Here is a 15,927-nt window from a genome sequence, read left to right as displayed (position 1 = left end):
ATGGAGCTGCTGCTCGTCATCGTCGTCGCGGTCGTCACGATCGCGGTCATCACCGCCGTCGCCCCGCGCCTGGGGGTCGTCACCCCGCTCGCTCTCGTCACCGTCGGGGTGGTCGTGAGCCTCCTCCCCTTCGTGCCCGACCTGCTCGTCGACCCGGAGTGGATCCTCATGGGGATCCTGCCTCCCCTGCTCTACTCGGCGGCTGTCTCGCTGCCTGCCATGGAGTTCCGCCGCGACTTCACGGCGATCAGCGGGCTCTCCATCGCGCTCGTGCTGCTCACGTCGTTCGCGCTCGGGCTGTTCTTCGCGTGGGCCGTTCCGGGTCTGGGCATCGCGCTGGCGATCGCCCTCGGAGCGATCCTCAGCCCCACGGATGCCGTGGCCACCTCCATCGTCAAGCGCCTCGGCATCTCCCCCCGTGTCGTCACGGTGCTCGAGGGGGAGAGTCTTCTCAACGACGCGACCGCGCTCGTCCTGCTCAGCTCCGCCGTGGGCGCCACCACCGGCACGTTCGTCCTCGGCGAGGGCGTCCTCGACTTCCTCTGGGCGGTCGTCGTCGCCGTCGGCATCGGCCTGGTCGTGGGGCTCGTGAGTCTGCGGCTGCGGGCGCTGATCTCCCACACCGCCGCGAACACCGCCCTCGGCGTGGTCGTGCCGTTCCTGGCCTACCTCCCCACGGAGCAGGCGGGAGGGTCTGGGCTCGTGGCGGCGGTCGTGGCGGGGATCGTCACGGGACAGGGCGCCGCGCGGTGGTTCACCCCGGAGCAGCGGCTCTCCGACAGGGTGAACTGGCGCACCGTCGAGGTGGTGCTCGAGGGTGCGGTCTTCCTCATCATGGGTCTCGAGCTCTCCGCGATCCTCGGCGAGAACGAGCGTACGCTGGGCGGGTTCGCCCATGCCCTCGGCCTCGCGGGCGCGGCGGTGCTCATCGTGCTGGCCGTCCGTGTCGCCTGGGTGACCCCGTTCATCTGGCTGCAGTCGCGCCGTGCGCGGCGGCGGTTCGGAGGGCGCACGATGCTGCGCCGCTTCGAGAGCCGCATCGACACCGCCCAGGCGCGGGATATCGCACACTCGACCACCCGAGGGCGCCCGTGGCACCGCGCCCGGCGCCGCGTGCGCCGCGCGCTGGCCGACCTCGACTACTTCGAGGCGTCGCCCCTCGGATGGCGGCACGGGACGATCATCGTGTGGGCGGGCATGCGCGGCGCGGTGACGCTGGCGGCAGCCCAGACCCTCCCCCGCGACACCCCTAGCCGGGCGCTGCTCGTGCTGGTGGCCTTCCTCGTGGCCGCCGGGACGCTCCTGCTGCAGGGCGGAACGCTGGCGTGGCTGACGCGTGTGCTCGGGCTGGGAGGAGAGGACCACGACCGTCCGTCGCGAACTGAGCTCGACGCGCTCAACGTGCACCTGCACGAGGCGGCCTCCCGCACCCTCGCCGATCCGGCGCTACGGCGGGGCGACGGGGAGCCCTTCGATCCGGTCCTCCGCGATCGGGTCGCCCGGCGATGGTCGGCGCCGCGCGAGGATGACCTGTCCGCGACCGCCCATGAGGTGCTCGAGCTGCGGCTGGCCGCGATCCGCGCCATGCGGGTCCGCCTCGTGGAGATCAGGGGCGACGGCGACTACGGGTCCGCGACGCTCCGGCACGCGCTCGACGAGCTCGACGCGGAGGAGCTGAGTCTCCAGATCCGCCTCGACAGGGCATGACCCCGGGCCCCGGCTCGGGCAGAATGGAGCGAGAGTCCGGGGAGGCATCATGATCGACGAGGCGAGCATCGCAGGCGCACCGCATCGTCATGCCGCCGCCCCGACGGCCGACACGGCCCCGCTCACGCTGCCGCACGCGGCCGCCGAATGCCCCAAGTGCTTCGTCGAGCTGCAGCGGGACCGCCACTGGTGGCGGGCCAGGCCCGCCGGCGCACGACTGGTCGGCTTGGTCGTCTCCCGCCCCGGGATGCCGTCGGTCGTCCAACAGCGCGACGAGCTGACCCGCTTCGGCGTTCCCATCGAAGGCTTCCGCCACCCCTCCCCCGAGATCCTCGAGGAGTGGTCCGCTCGCCTCGACCGCTTCTTCGCGACCCTCGTCCGCGGCGACGTCCTCGTCGTCGCCAACGTCCACGCTCTGGGGCGGGACATCGACGAAGAGTCACGGGCCGTCGCAGACCTGCGCGCGCGGGGGATCATGGTCAAGGTCCTGGAACACGGCGGCCGGCACCTGTTCGACACCGGCCGCTGATCCGACGACGGCGCATCCCCCGCACCACCGTCACCGATCGGCGCCGACGTAGTCCCGCAGGTGTCGGCCGGTGAGCGTGTCGGCCTCGATCAACTCCGCCGGGGGGCCCTCGAACACGACGCGTCCGCCGTCGTGTCCTGCGCCCGGGCCGAGATCGATGACCCAGTCGGCGTGCGCCATGACGGCCTGGTGGTGCTCGATCACGATGACGGTATTGCCCGCGTCGACGAGCCGGTCCAGCAGCCCCAGCAGGGTGTCCACGTCGGCGAGGTGGAGTCCGGTCGTCGGCTCGTCGAGCACATAGACCGCTCCCTTCTTCGCCATGCTGATCGCGAGCTTGAGGCGCTGGCGCTCGCCGCCGGAGAGGGTGTTGAGGGATGCGCAGCATCGCATGCACGTCGGTCGCGGTCCCGACGGTGGAGCGGGCGTTGGCCCCCATCCGCTCCTGGTCGACGCGGATCGTGGCGCTGAGATTCTCGAGCGCGTCCACGTCGGGCCGCTGCAGCTGCGTTATGAACTGCTGCACGAAGGTCGGATAGGTCTCGTCGATGAGGCGCTGCGACTCGGCGGCGATCGTTCCGAAGACGAGCGAGGACTTCCCCGACCCGCTGACCCCGGTGAAGACGGTGAGGCGACGCTTGGGGATCTCGAGGGAGACATCCTTCAGGTTATTCTCCCGCGCGCCCACCACACGGATGACCTCGTGGCTGTCGGCGATGTGCTCGTGCGGCTGCTCTGCCATGGCGCCTCCCTCTCGGGCACCAATATGCCGCATCCCGCGGACAGCGGCCGTCCGCGGGATGCGTGCGGGGCCGGACTCAGACCCGCGGGTCGTCCGGGGCGGATGCCTCGCGCTGCGTCACGCGGGTGCCCGAGGCCGGGTCGACCTGCGTGCGCTCCGTGGAGCTGATGCTGCGGCGGCGCGCCAGAAGGGCGATCCCGATGATCGTGACGACGGCGCCCGCGGCCATGAGGATGTAGCCGACGGTCGTGATCTCGATCCAGCCGAGGTCGAGGTTGAGCGCGAAGGCGCAGATCGCGCCGATGGCGAAGAGGAAAATGCCGAAGCCGATGCTCATCGGTGTACTCGCTTCCTGGTCGAGGACGGCGCCCGACGCGCCGCCGACGACAGTACGGAAGAACCGGCCCGAGAGGCAGCCGGTTGCGCTACGCACCCCCGATGCGGTAATTACGCCCGTCGAGCGGCCTTCTCCGGTACGGGCGCCTCACCCGACGCCTGCAGTCGTGCGTAGTACTCGCGGGCCTCGTCCTGGCGCTGCTTCTCGGCGCCGGACGCGATCGGCGCGCGGACGTGCTCGGGTGCGTAGCCGAACGCCTCGACGAGGTCGAGGGCGTGGGGGCGCAGCCGAGCGCACAGACGGTCGATATAGGCCGAGACCGCCGACGCGCGCTGGGCGGAGAGTCGCCCGTTGATCAGGTGCCATGCGAGGTGCTTCTCGATCAGCGACAGGCCGAAGAGATCGCGCAGCCACGTCAGCACCTGGCGGGTCCCCTCGCCGTCGGCGCGGTTCACCGCGTCCGTGAAGGCCTCCCACTGCAGGAGCTCGCCGTGGGCGCGCGCCGCCTCGATGAGCTCGGACTGGTTCTGGTTGAACAGCTCTGCCGCCTCGGCCGGCGGAAGCTTGGGGGCGGGACGCAGGCGCGCCGCCACATCGGCGACCATCTGCTCGACCCTCTCGGTCAGCAGCTGGTGCTGCTGGTCGGCGCGCAGGCCCCGCTCCACCGAGCGGGCGACCTGACCGAGATCGCCGACGGCCTGCCCGAGCTGGCGCAGGCCCGCCCCGTGGAAGACCTTGCCCGCCGTCTGGCCGACCGCGTAGGCGGCGAGGGCCCTGGCATCCTTGCCCTTGAACTGCTTCGCGTAGTCGCTGAGCAGGCGCTTGCCCACCAGCTGGAGGAGGACGTTGTTGTCGCCCTCGAACGTGGCGTAGATGTCGAGGTCGGCACGCAGGCCCACGAGCCGGTTCTCGAACATGAAGCCGTTGCCCCCGCAGGCCTCTCGCGCCTCCTGCAGCGTGTCGAGCGCGTGCCAGGTGGAGAGGGGCTTGAGCGCGGCGGCGAGGGTCTCGAGGTCTTCGCGGTCGGCGTCGCTGTCGGCGGCGCCGCTGAAGACGGCGTCGAACTTCTGCAGGAACTCGTCGTGCGCGAAGATCTGCGCGTAGGTCGTGGCCAGGCGCGGCAGCAGACGGCGCTGGTGCCGGCCGTAGTCGAGCAGCACGACCTCCTCGCTCCCCCCGCCCGAATCAAACTGCCGGCGCTGGGTGGCGTAGGTGATGGCGATGTGAAGGCCCAGTGCCGAGGCCCACGCCGCCGCGCCGTCGAGCGAGACGCGGCCCTGCACGAGGGTGCCGAGCATCGTGAAGAAGCGGCGGCCGGGGGTCGCGATCGGGCTCGAGTACGTACCGTCGGGTGCGACGTCGCCGTACCTGTTGAGGAGGTTGGTGCGGGGGATCCGTACCTGGTCGAAGTGCAGGCGACCGTTGTCGATCCCGTTCAGCCCGCCCTTGAGCCCGTCGTCCTCGCCTCCGATGCCGGGGAGGAAGTCGCCGTTCTCGTCGCGCAGGGGCACGTAGAAGCAGTGAACGCCGTGGTTGACGCCGTTGGTGATGAGCTGGGCGAACACCGTCGCAGCGATGCCGTGAAGGGCGGCGTTGCCGAGGTAGTCCTTCCAGGCGCCCCGGAACGGCGTGTGGATGACGAACTCCTGCGCCTCGGGGTCGTAGGTCGCCGTCGTGCCGATGGCCGCGACATCCGACCCGTGTCCCGTCTCGGTCATCGCGAACGCGCCCGGGATGTCGAGGTTCATGATGCCGGGCAGCCACTTGTCGTGGTGCTCCTTCGTGCCCAACTGCAGCACGGCCGAGCCGAACAGGCCCCACTGCACCCCCGACTTGATCTGCAGGCTCGGGTCGGCGACCACGAGCTCCTCGAAGCCGGCGATGTTCGCGCCGTTGTCGGCCTCCCCGCCGTATTCGACGGGGAAGGCCCGGTGCACGGCGCCGTTCTCGACGAGGAGGTGGAGCTGTCTGAGCACGCGCTCCCGGTGCTCGTCCATGCCGAGGCCGTCCACGCGCCAGAAGGCGGGGTCCTTGAGCATCTCGCGCGCCTCGCGGCGCGTGTCGGCCCACGTGCCGAGCAGCATGTCGGTGACGCCCTCGACGTCGATGCGGGGCTCGGATGCCTCGGCGGCGCTGTTGGGCGCAGGCGTGGCGCCGCCTGCGGGCGTGCGCGCGGCGGTGGCGGGCTTGTTCGGACGGACGGCGGCGTCAGCCATGGGGCATCCTCTCGACGCGGAAAGGGGGTGTTCCTCGATGGTAGGACTGCCACAACGATGCGGGAACTCGACTGTGGAGTAGCACCAACTCCCGGGGGCGCCGTCGGCCCGTTGACTTGTGGCGAGCCCACAGCCCGGGGCTGAGGACATCCCGCGCGCTCGGACCGGGACTCCGGCCGTGGCACCCTCAGGCGGCGGCGATGACGGCGAGCACGGCCTCGCCGTAGGCCTCGCGCTTCTTCTCCCCGATCCCCGAGATGCCGCCGAGTTCCGCCTCGCTCGACGGGCGGTGCTCGGCGAGCGCGCGCAGGGTCGCGTCGCCGAAGACGATGTAGGCCGGCACTCCCTGCCGCCTCGCCTCCTCGGCGCGCCATGCGCGCAGCGCCTCGAAGAGCGGCTGGTCGGCCTCGTCGAGCGACGCGGATGCCGCGGCCCTGCGCCCTCGGGACGATACGCCGCCTCCCCCGCGGCCCAGTGTGTCGCGCCTGAGGGCGACCGGGGTCGAGCCCGTGAGGACCCCCGTGCTCGCCTCGCTCAGGGCGAGCGTGCCGTAATCGCCCTGAGCGACGAGGATGCCGCGCGCGAGCAGCTGCCGGATGACGCTGCGCCAGTCCTGCTCCGTGAGATCGGCGCCGATGCCGTACGTCTTCAGCTCGTCGTGCCGCTGCTGCGCGATGCGCTCGGTGCGCGCCCCCCGGAGGATGTCGATGAGGTGCCCCGCGCCGAACGCCTGTCCCCGCTCTCGCTGCAGCCGCACGATCGTCGAGAGCAGCTTCTGCGCCGGGACCAGGCCGTCCCATGTCTCGGGCGGGGTGAGGCACGTGTCGCAGTTGCCGCACGGATCCGCCCCCTGCCCGAAGTATCCGAGCAGGTTCTGTCGGCGGCATCCCACCGTCTCGCACAGGGCGAGCATCGCGTCGAGGTGCTGACCGAGGCGCATCTTGTAGGTGCGGTCGCCCGGGCTCTGGTCGATCATGCGCCGCTGCTGCACGACGTCGCCGAGGCCGTAGGCCATCCACGCGACGGAGGGCTCGCCGTCGCGACCCGCGCGCCCCGTCTCCTGGTAGTACCCCTCGACCGACTTGGGCAGGTCGATGTGGGCGACGAAGCGCACGTCGGGCTTGTCGATGCCCATGCCGAAAGCGATGGTCGCGACCATGACCACGCCGTCCTCGCGCAGGAACCGCGACTGGTGCGCGGCCCGGACGCCGGCGTCGAGGCCCGCGTGGTACGGCAGGGCGTCGATCCCCTGCGTGCGGAGGAACTGCGCCGTCTGGTCGACGCTCTTGCGGCTGAGCGCGTAGACGATGCCCGCCGCGCCCTCGGGCTGCGCCCGCAGGAATGCGAGCAGCTGCTTGCGCGGCTCGACCTTCGGCTCGATGCGGTACTGGATGTTGGGGCGGTCGAAGCTGGCGACGAAGTGCCGTGCCTGCGGCATCCGCAGGCGCTCGGCGATCTCGCGGTGGGTCGCGGGGGTGGCCGTGGCGGTGAGGGCGAGGCGCGGCACGCCGGGGAACCGCTCGGCGAGGTCGCCGAGGCCGAGGTAGTCGGGGCGGAAGTCGTGGCCCCACTGCGACACGCAGTGCGCCTCGTCGATGGCGATGACGCTCAGCCGCCCGCGCTGCAACAGCGCCTGCGTCGCGGAGGTGTTGAGCCGCTCGGGCGCGACGTAGAGCAGGTCGAGCCTGCCCGCGAGGTAGTCGCGCTCGACCTGGGCGCGCTCGGCGGCGGCCTGGGTGGAGTTGAGGTACGCGGCGCTCACCCCGTTGGCGCGCAGGGCGTCGACCTGGTCGTGCATGAGCGCGATGAGCGGGCTCACGACGAGGCCGGTGCCCTCGCGCACGAGCGCGGGGATCTGATAGCAGACGCTCTTGCCGCCGCCCGTGGGCATCAGCACGACGGCGTCGCCGCCCGCCGTGACGTGATCGATGATGGCCGCCTGCTCGCCGCGGAATGCGTCGTATCCGTAGACGGTGCGCAGCGCCTCGATGGGGGTGTCGTGGCGTGCCGGGGTGGGCGTGGGGGCCGGGGCGAGCAGGGCGGATGCCGGGGCCTCACCCGCGAGAAGCGCCCGATCCTCGGGCGGGGGAGCGTCACCCTCCGGCGGAGCCCAGTCGTCGGGCGGGATCCACGCGTCCTCGGGGGGCGCCCACTCCTCGGGGGGCTCGCCCCACGGAGCGGAGTCGGGATCGCTGGGCGGCACCCGTCGAGTGTAACGACGCGCCCCGACATCCGGCCCCGATCCGTTCGGGGTCACGCCTCAGGCGAAGCCGCCCCCGGCGTCGAAGCCGCCCCCGAATCCCCCGCCGAAGCCGCCGTCGTATCCGCCGCCGTCCCCGTACCCCGCGGAGTGCTCGCCGCCGTACCCGCCCGCGTGCCCGGCGCCCGCGGCGTCCGTCGCCGCGAGGTCCGACACCCACGCGGGTTGCGCGGCGAGCATTCCCGCCCCCGCGCCGTGCGCGAAGTACGACACGACGACGGCCGAGAGGATGAAGTGCTGCGCCATCGCCGCGGTGATGGCGTTCGCCTGCAGGCTGTCCTCGAACGCGCGCCGGGGATCCTCGGCGGTGCCCGCTCCGGTGCTCGCTCCGGTTCCGGAGCCGTCGCGCTCGCGCACCGTCGTCCCGCCGTTGACCCCGGATATCCTGCGCAGCACGCCGGCCATGAGAGCCGGTCGTGGCCTCCCGGCCTGCTCCTCTACGGACATGAAGGGTCGCAGGCGATCGAACATCTCGCGCCGCTCACGCACCGAGAGTTCCCGGAACGCGGCTTCGTGCGCCTTCTCGATCACTTCGGCGGGAAGCGTGTTCAGCAGATACACGTACCGCGACATCCGCTCCTCCTCGCTGAGGGCGGCATAGGGCTCGTGCCGCCGGCGTCTGAACAGGGCCATCACGACCACCCCCGAAGCGTCCGTTTCGGGCCACGCTACGCCGGGCGGGCCCGCGACACCAGACCGGGAGCGGCCGTCAGAGCCGGCGCACCTCGAGCACCCGCACCACCGCCGTGCCCTCGTCGGCCGAGGCGCCGAGGTCGACCTCGGCGCGGATGCGCCAGTCGTGGTCGCCCGCGGGATCGTCGATCGTCTGCTCGACCCGCCACACACCGGATGCCGCGGCATCCGTCTCGTCGATGACGCACAGCGCCGGGGAGCGCGCGGGTCCGCCGGTGAGGATCTCGTCGTGCTCGTCGAAGTACGCATCCAACGCCGCCGGCCAGTCGACGTCGGGATCCAGTTCCGCCAGCTCGTCGTCCTTCTGCAGCGCCGCGAGCTGCACGCGCCGGAACATCTCGTTGCGCACGAGCACCGTGAACGCCCGGCGGTTCACGACCACGGAGGGCGGGGCCGGGGGCACGACGGGCGCGCCGGCCTCGGCCGGCGAGGGGTTCACGAGCGCCTCCCACTCGTCGACGAGGCTCGAGTCCACCTGTCGCACGAGCTCGCCGAGCCACTCGATCACATCCAGCAACTCTTCGGTGCGCGCCTCCGCGGGCACCGTCTGCCGGATCGCGCGGTACGCGTCGCTGAGGTATCGGAGCACGAGCCCCTCGCTGCGCCCGAGCTGGTAGAGCGAGACGAACTCGCCGAAGGACAGCGCCCTCTCGAACATGTCGCGCACGACCGACTTCGGGGACAGCTCGAAGTCGCGCACCCACGGCTGGCTGGTCGCGAAGACCTCGAACGACTGGGTCAGCAGTTCGGCGAGCGGCTTCGGGTGGGTGATCTCCTCGAGCGCCTCCATGCGCTCGTCGTAGTCGAGGCCGTCGCGCTTCATCGCCGCGACCGCCTCGCCGCGGGCGCGGAACTCCTGCTGCGACAGCACGGGACGCGGGTCGTCCAGCGTCGCTTCGATGACGCTCACGACGTCGAGGGCGTAGTGCCCCGTCCCGGCCGCCCCGGGGGTGTCGAGGGGGTCGAGGAGCTCGATCGCGGCGAGCGCGAACGGCGAGAGCGGCTGGTTCAGGGCGAAGTTGGGCTGCAGATCGACCGTGAGGCGGACGCGTCCCTCCGAGTACTCGACGATCCCGGCATCCCGCAGCGTGCGGAAGATCGCGATCGCCCGGCGCGCCAGCTCGTACTGCCGCGCGCGCGGCTCGTGGTTGTCGAAGACGAGCGAGCGCACGTTCGCGAAGACGTCGCCGCCGCGCGCGATGACGTTGATGAGCATCGCCGCCGTGAGCTGCATGCGCGGCTCGAGCGGTTCGGGCACGGCCTCGACCAGCTTCTCGAACGACGCCTCGCCCCATGAGACGAAGCCCTGCGGGGCCTTCTTCCGCACGATCTTGCGCTGCTTCTTGGGGTCGTCGCCCGCCTTGGCGATCGCCGTCGCGTTCTCGATCTCGTGGTCGGGCGCCATGGCCACGACCGTTCCCGCCGTGTCGTAGCCGGCGCGGCCCGCCCGCCCCGCGATCTGGTGGAACTCGCGGGCGCTCAGGTGCCGCATCCGCTGACCGTCGTACTTCGTCAGCGCCGTCAGGAGCACGGTGCGGATCGGCACGTTGATCCCCACCCCGAGGGTGTCGGTGCCGCAGATGACGCGCAGAAGTCCCCGCTGCGCGAGGGTCTCGACGAGCCGGCGGTACCGCGGCAGCATCCCGGCGTGGTGCACGCCGATGCCCGCCCGCACGTAGCGCGAGAGCGTGCGCCCGAACCCCGTCGTGAACCGGAAGCCGCCGATCGCCTCGGCGATCTCGTCGCGCTGGGCCCGCGAGATCACCTTGATGCTCGACAGCGCCTGCGCCCGCTCCATCGCGGCCGCCTGCGAGAAGTGCACGATGTAGATCGGCGCCTCCCCGGTGCCGAGCAGCTGCTCGACCTGCTCGTGCACGGGGATGCGCGCGTAGGAGAAGTGCAGCGGAACGGGACGCTCGACGCCCGTCACCTCGGCGACCGTGCGACCCGTGCGCCGCTCGAGGTCGGACGCGATCGCCGAGACGTCGCCGAGCGTGGCCGACATCAGCAGGAACTGCGCGCGGGGCAGCAGCAGGAGCGGCACCTGCCACGCCCAGCCGCGATCGGGCTCGCCGTAGTAGTGGAACTCGTCCATCACGACCTGGTCGACGGATGCCCCGGCCCCCTCGCGCAGCGCCAGGTTGGCGAGGATCTCGGCCGTGCAGCAGATGATCGGGGCATCCGGGTTCACCGACGAGTCGCCCGTGACCATCCCCACGTTCTCCGCGCCGAAGATCTCGGCGAGCGCGAAGAACTTCTCGCTCACGAGCGCCTTGATGGGGGCGGTGTAGTAGGTGCGTCCGCCGCCGGCGACGCACGCCGCGTGCGCGGCGACCGCGACGAGCGACTTGCCGGTGCCCGTCGGCGTCGAGAGGATCACGTGCGATCCGGACACGAGCTCCATCACGGCCTCGTCCTGCGCGGGGTAGAGCGTGAATCCCCGGTGCTCGGCCCAGAGCGCGAACGCCTCGTACACCTCGTCGGGCCCGGCATCGTCGGGGATCGTCGCGAGGAGGTCCATCCCTCGAGTCTTCCTCATCACGCCGCGGCATCCGCCCGCCCGAGGCGGGGCGCGGGGGACGGCGGGGCGCACGACGGCGAACCGGGGCCCTCGCGGAACACCTCACGGCGCCCGTACGTTGGACCGAGGTGACCGTTCCGACCGAGGGAGTCCCATGACCGATCCGACACCGACGGTGACCCGCAACGAGGATGCCTCGCGCTACGAGATCCACGTCGGCGACAAGCTCGCGGGCTTCGCCGAGTACAAGACCCGGCCCGATGGGCGGATCCTGTTCACCCACACGGAGACGGAGAAGGAGTTCCGCGGGCAGGGCCTGGCCGACATCCTCGCCTCCGAGGCGCTGTCGGACGCGGCCCGGGAGGGCGCCACGATCGTTCCGCTGTGCCCGTTCATCGCGAAGTACCTCAGCGAGAACGAGGTCGCGGGCGCCGTGATCGACTGGCCGCGCTCCTCGCAGGCGCAGGACTCCGCGAGCCCCGGAGAATCCCCCGCATGACCCGGCTCGACGCGGGCCCGGAGGAGGTCGAGGCGCCCGCCGCATGCGATGGACCGCGCGCCCTGCTGCTGACCTCGCGCGACGTGCCCCTCGGGGGCGTGCGGGGCATGGAGGTGCACCGCGCGCTCCCGCAGCGCGACCTGCCGATGATCGGCGCGTGGTGCTTCCTCGACCGGTTCGGCCCGCAGGTCGCGCGCATGCGCGTGGAACCCCACCCGCACATCGGCCTGCAGACGGTCACGTGGCCCTTCGTCGGCGAGGTGCGCCACCGCGACACCGTCGGCAGCGACGTCCTCGTCGCCCGTGGCGCCCTCAACCTCATGACCAGCGGCGCCGGAATCGCCCACTCCGAGTACTCCACGGGAGAGGATGCCGTGGCCCTCGACGCCCTGCAGCTCTGGATCACCCTGCCCGACGCGCGGCGGCACGGGCCGCAGGCGTTCGAGCGCCACGAGAACCTGCCCGAGGTGACGATCAGCTCTCCGAACGGCGAGGACGCGGGAGAGGCGACGGTGGTCATGGGGCCCTTCGGCGGGGCGGAATCGCCCGCGACGGTCCACACACCGCTCGCGGGCGTCGAGGTGCGCATCGCGGCGGGCGCAAGCGCCCGCCTGCCGCTCGAACCCGCGTGGGAGTACGGCCTGCTGGGCGTCTTCGGCGACGTACGGGTGCACGCGCATCGGGATGCCGCGGCATCCGCCCTCGACCTCGCCCCGCACGACCTGCTCTACCTCGGCATCCATCGCTCCCACATCGACGTCGTCGCGGGCCCCGAGGGCGCGACGGTGTTCCTGCTCGGAGGAGAGCCCTTCGCCGACGAGATCGTGATGTGGTGGAACTTCGTCGGTCGCAGCCACGACGAGATCGTCGCGGCCCGCGACGAGTGGGAGGCCGACTCGCCCCGCTTCGGCCACGTCGTCGGGCACGGTTCCGAGCGCATCCCCGCGCCCCCGCTGCCGCACGTGCGGCTCACGCCGCGGCGCCGCCGGGTCTGACGCCAGCGGGCTCGGCCCCTGCCCTCGCCACGCCACCGCGGGCGAATACTCACGGCCGCCGGGCGGGCCGGGGCGCCGTGCCGCGCGATAGCCTGGCCCGGTGCGCACCCCGACAGCCCTCTCGACGCGCGTCCTGCTGATCTGCGCGGCGATCGGCGTCGCGACCGGGCTCCTCGGGGCCGTCGCGGGGTGGCTCACGCCGGTGGTCGTGGCGGCGCTGCCGATCGTCTACGGGCTCGTGCTGGGCAGCCACGTGCTCCCGGGGATCATCGCGCAGGAGCTGCTCCGCCTCCCCCTCGTCGCCCTCCTCGCACACGTCATCGCGGCGCTCGTCGCGAGCGCCTTCAACCCGGCATGGGCGCCCCGCTTCCTCGGCACGGCGCTGCTGTTCGGCGCGATCCAGGAGGGCGTCGCCGCGCTCACGCGCTACCGCGCGTGGGGCGCGTGGCGCTTCTTCGTCTCCGCGGCCGTCATCGGCGTGATCGTGGCGGTGATCGTGGGCTTCGCAGCCGATCTCGCACGCCTGCCCGTCTGGGCGCAGATCGTCTACGTCGTGCTCTCGGTGCTCGGACCCGTCGCGTGGACCGCGGCGGGCCTGTGGGTCGGTGTGGCCCTGCGCCGCGCCGGCGTCGCCCGCCCCACCGCCCGCTGACCGCCGGCCGCGACCCGCCCACGGCAGGTTAGGGTCGGCTAACCTGGGAGCCCACCCGTCGTCTCGAGGCCCCCTTGACCGTACCCGCTCGCCCGCATCCGGCGGTCAGCGATCCGCCCGCGCTCGCCGAGAGCCCGGTACTGGCGCTGCACGACGTGTCGATCACGTATCCGGATGCCGCGGCCCCCGCCCCCGGCGGCGTCTCGCTCTCGGTCCAAGCGGGCGAGGTCGTGCTCGTGCTCGGTCCCAGCGGCTCGGGGAAGTCCACGCTGACGCTCGCGATGAACGGGCTCATCCCCCACTCCCTGCCGGCGGGCATCTCGGGACGGATCGAGGTGGCCGGCCTCGACACCACGACGACGCCGGTCGCCCTGCTCAGCACGCACGTCGCGATGGTCTTCCAGGATCCCGATGCCCAGCTCGTCACGGGGACCGTGCTCGACGAGGTGGCATTCGGCCCCGAGAACCTGCGCCTCCCCGTCGCCGAGGTGCTCGCCCGTGCCGAGTCGGCGCTGCGGCGCGTGGGGCTGTGGGAGCGCCGGGCCGAGAACCCCGAACGGCTCTCGGGCGGAGGGCGGCAGCGCCTCGCGATCGCCTGTGCGCTCGCGATGGGATCCGGCATCCTGGTGCTCGACGAACCCACCGCGAACCTGGACCCCGCCGGCATCGACGACGTGTACGCCGCCCTGCGCGACGTCGTCGCGCGCGGGGACCGCACCATCGTGCTGGTCGAGCACAATCTCGACCAGGCCGTCGCGCTCGCTACCCGCGTCGTGGTGCTCGACGCGGCGGGGCGACTGGTGGCGGACGGGCCGGTAGACGATGTCCTGCGCCGGCGCGCGGCCGAGTTGCACGGACTCGGGGTCTGGCTGCCGACCGCGGCGCTCGCGGCCCTGCGGCTGTGCGCCGCCGGATACCCGCTCGACCCCCTTCCACTGACGCCCGCAGACCTCCGCCGCGCGCTCGAGAGCTGCCCGGCTCCATCGGCCCGCACGAGCAGCTCGCAACCGGAGGAGGATGCCGCGCCGAAGCTCCTCAGCCCCGCGCAGAATCCTCCCATCGCGGTGTGGCACGCGCCGCCACCTGACTCCGAGCCCCTCGTCCGCGTGCGGGGCCTCACCGTCGCACGCGGCGGTCGCGACATCCTGCGCGGCGTCGACCTCGACGTGCAGGCGGGCGACTTCCTCGCCGTCGTCGGGGCCAACGGGGCGGGCAAGACGACGCTCGTGCAGGCGATGGCCGGCGTCGTGCCGCCGCCCCGCCGCCGGGTGCAGGTGAACGGACTCGACCCGTCGCGCGCGGATGCCGGGGCGCTCTCCCGCGCGGTCGGGTTCGTCTTCCAGAACCCCGAGCACCAGTTCGTCGCGGCGACCGTCTTCGACGAGCTCGCCCTGCCGCTGCGGCTGCGGCGCGTCTCCGAGGCGGAGATCACCGAGCGCGTGTCGGAGATGCTCGAGCGTTTCGGCCTGGCGGGCCGCGAGGCATCCCACCCCTTCCTCCTCTCGGGAGGGCAGAAACGTCGGCTCTCTGTGGGCACGGCGCTCATCGCGGGGGCCCCGGTGCTCGCCCTCGACGAACCCACGTTCGGCCAGGATCGCGCGCGGGCCGACGAGCTGATGTCCCTCCTGGCGGAACTGAACGCCGGCGGCACGACCGTGATCGTCGTGACCCACGACATGCAGCTGGTCGCGGAGTACGCCACGCGGGCCGCGGTGCTCGCCGGGGGGCGCCTGCTCGCACACACCTCCCCGACCGAGCTCTTCGCCGACGCCGACCTCCTTCGGCGAGCGGGGCTCCGACGACCGCCCCTGGCCGAGGCGCTGCGGGCAGTCGCCGCCCACCCCGAGCTCGACGGGATCGCGCGTCTGTCCGACCTCCCCGGCGGGACACGATCGTGACCTCCGCACCGATCGGCACCGACGCGATCACCGTCGTGCCGGCATCCCGCACCGCGTTCGACCCGTATGCGTCGCCCGCCGCGCGGTCCCGATGGCGCTTCCTCTACGCGCTCGGGCCGCTGGCCAAGATCGCCGGCCCCGCGCCGGCGATGCTGATGCTCGTCTTCGTGCGCGATCTCGCGACGCCGGCGGCGTTCCTCGTGCTGGCCTACGCCGTGCTCCTCGTCGGGGCGCACCTGTCGATGCGACTGCTGGCGGTGCTGCTTCTGGCCGTTCCCGCCTTCCTCGCGCTCGTCGGCGTCGGGTTCGCCGTGTGGACCGACGCATCGCGCATCCCTCACGACGTCGTGGTCGTGCGGATCGGGGATGCCGTGCTGTACGGGGCGGCGCTGGAGATCGGCTTCTCGACCTCGCTGCGGCTCGGCGCGATTCTCGCTCTGGCCCTCATCGGGGGGCTGACCACGAGCGGCGCCGATCTCACGCGCGCCGTCGTCCAGCAGCTGCGGGTGCCCTACCGCATCGGATACACGGCGCTGGCCGCCTTCCGCTTCGTGCCGCGGTTCCGGTACGAGTTGGAGGTGATCCGCGCCGCGCACCGCGTGCGAGGCGCCTCCCGGGGCCGGGGCCCGATCGCCGCGGCGCGCCGGCGGGCGGGGTACATCGTGCCGCTGCTGGCGGGCGGCATCCGTCACGCGGAACGGATGGCGCTCGCGATGGACTCGCGCGCGTTCGGCGCCTACCCCGAGCGCACCGAGCGCCACCGCGTGGCGTGGCGCACGCGCGACACCGTCTTCGTCGCCGCCTTCTGGGTCGTCACGGCCGTGCTGTTCGTCGTGCTGGCGCCCTGGGGCTGATCCGCGGCGCCCCCGGACCGGCCG

At 72.4% G+C, this 15,927-nt stretch carries 12 protein-coding genes and 2 pseudogenes; 7 read left to right on the top strand and 7 right to left on the bottom strand.

Going from position 1 to position 15,927, the window contains the following annotated elements; all coding sequences use genetic code 11:
• Positions 1–1,707: a cation:proton antiporter gene (locus tag RYJ27_RS00790; protein ID WP_330170911.1), complete on the top strand. Its 1,707-nt coding sequence runs from the start codon at positions 1–3 to the stop codon at positions 1,705–1,707.
• A 49-nt stretch (positions 1,708–1,756) separates the two neighbouring features.
• Positions 1,757–2,236, top strand: coding sequence for a recombinase family protein (locus tag RYJ27_RS00785; protein ID WP_330170910.1), 480 nt, complete (start codon positions 1,757–1,759; stop codon positions 2,234–2,236).
• Positions 2,237–2,266: 30 nt separating this feature from the next.
• Here RYJ27_RS00785 and RYJ27_RS00780 read toward each other — a convergent pair.
• The 7 genes and pseudogenes from RYJ27_RS00780 to RYJ27_RS00750 form a co-directional block, all read right to left on the bottom strand.
• Positions 2,267–2,611: pseudogene (locus RYJ27_RS00780) on the bottom strand (ATP-binding cassette domain-containing protein); the annotation flags it as partial.
• A 1-nt stretch (position 2,612) separates the two neighbouring features.
• Positions 2,613–2,978 (bottom strand): annotated as a pseudogene (locus RYJ27_RS13490) (nSTAND1 domain-containing NTPase); the annotation flags it as partial.
• A gap of 76 nt (positions 2,979–3,054) precedes the next feature.
• Positions 3,055–3,411 carry a DUF6458 family protein gene (locus RYJ27_RS00770; protein ID WP_330170909.1) on the bottom strand — a complete coding sequence of 119 codons (357 nt, stop codon included), beginning with the start codon at positions 3,409–3,411 and terminating at the stop codon, positions 3,055–3,057.
• Between the two features lie 14 nt (positions 3,412–3,425).
• Entirely contained in the window at positions 3,426–5,531 is a 2,106-nt protein-coding gene (locus tag RYJ27_RS00765) for an acyl-CoA dehydrogenase family protein (protein WP_330170908.1), read from the bottom strand.
• Between the two features lie 187 nt (positions 5,532–5,718).
• Positions 5,719–7,734, bottom strand: coding sequence for a DNA helicase RecQ (recQ, locus tag RYJ27_RS00760; RefSeq protein ID WP_422732847.1), 2,016 nt, complete (start codon positions 7,732–7,734; stop codon positions 5,719–5,721).
• A gap of 57 nt (positions 7,735–7,791) precedes the next feature.
• Positions 7,792–8,424 (bottom strand): hypothetical protein, encoded by a 633-nt coding sequence (locus RYJ27_RS00755; protein WP_330170907.1) that lies wholly within the window; start codon positions 8,422–8,424, stop codon positions 7,792–7,794.
• A 76-nt stretch (positions 8,425–8,500) separates the two neighbouring features.
• Positions 8,501–11,005: a DEAD/DEAH box helicase gene (locus RYJ27_RS00750; protein ID WP_330170906.1), complete on the bottom strand. Its 2,505-nt coding sequence runs from the start codon at positions 11,003–11,005 to the stop codon at positions 8,501–8,503.
• Between the two features lie 154 nt (positions 11,006–11,159).
• On the opposite strand from RYJ27_RS00750, the gene RYJ27_RS00745 reads away from it, so the two are divergent.
• The 5 genes from RYJ27_RS00745 (at position 11,160) to RYJ27_RS00725 (ending at position 15,903) form a co-directional block, all read left to right on the top strand.
• Positions 11,160–11,504: a GNAT family N-acetyltransferase gene (locus tag RYJ27_RS00745; RefSeq protein WP_330170905.1), complete on the top strand. Its 345-nt coding sequence runs from the start codon at positions 11,160–11,162 to the stop codon at positions 11,502–11,504.
• Positions 11,501–12,499, top strand: coding sequence for a pirin family protein (locus RYJ27_RS00740; protein WP_330170904.1), 999 nt, complete (start codon positions 11,501–11,503; stop codon positions 12,497–12,499). The genes RYJ27_RS00745 and RYJ27_RS00740 overlap by 4 nt, the downstream gene beginning before the upstream one ends.
• A gap of 100 nt (positions 12,500–12,599) precedes the next feature.
• Complete coding sequence (locus RYJ27_RS00735; protein ID WP_330170903.1) at positions 12,600–13,151, top strand: ECF transporter S component; 552 nt, start codon at positions 12,600–12,602, stop codon at positions 13,149–13,151.
• A gap of 74 nt (positions 13,152–13,225) precedes the next feature.
• A complete protein-coding gene (locus tag RYJ27_RS00730; RefSeq protein ID WP_330170902.1) occupies positions 13,226–15,049 on the top strand; it encodes an ABC transporter ATP-binding protein in 1,824 nt (607 codons plus the stop codon).
• 35 nt (positions 15,050–15,084) lie between these two features.
• Positions 15,085–15,903 carry an energy-coupling factor transporter transmembrane component T gene (locus RYJ27_RS00725; protein WP_330172072.1) on the top strand — a complete coding sequence of 273 codons (819 nt, stop codon included), beginning with the start codon at positions 15,085–15,087 and terminating at the stop codon, positions 15,901–15,903.
• Positions 15,904–15,927 lie beyond the last annotated feature (24 nt).

This window comes from Microbacterium limosum, assembly GCF_036324365.1.
Taxonomy (GTDB): domain Bacteria; phylum Actinomycetota; class Actinomycetes; order Actinomycetales; family Microbacteriaceae; genus Microbacterium; species Microbacterium limosum.
The sequence above is the reverse complement of the archived record's forward strand: the minus strand, read 5'-3'. Positions and strand labels throughout refer to the sequence as shown.

Coding starts and splice junctions, on each gene's coding strand:
- RYJ27_RS00790 (WP_330170911.1), top strand. CDS start 1: ATGGAGCTGCTGCTCGTCATCGTCGTCGCGGTCGTCACGATCGCGGTC.
- RYJ27_RS00750 (WP_330170906.1), bottom strand. CDS start 11,005: ATGGACCTCCTCGCGACGATCCCCGACGATGCCGGGCCCGACGAGGTG.
- RYJ27_RS00765 (WP_330170908.1), bottom strand. CDS start 5,531: ATGGCTGACGCCGCCGTCCGTCCGAACAAGCCCGCCACCGCCGCGCGC.
- RYJ27_RS00755 (WP_330170907.1), bottom strand. CDS start 8,424: ATGGCCCTGTTCAGACGCCGGCGGCACGAGCCCTATGCCGCCCTCAGC.
- RYJ27_RS00785 (WP_330170910.1), top strand. CDS start 1,757: ATGATCGACGAGGCGAGCATCGCAGGCGCACCGCATCGTCATGCCGCC.
- RYJ27_RS00745 (WP_330170905.1), top strand. CDS start 11,160: ATGACCGATCCGACACCGACGGTGACCCGCAACGAGGATGCCTCGCGC.
- RYJ27_RS00740 (WP_330170904.1), top strand. CDS start 11,501: ATGACCCGGCTCGACGCGGGCCCGGAGGAGGTCGAGGCGCCCGCCGCA.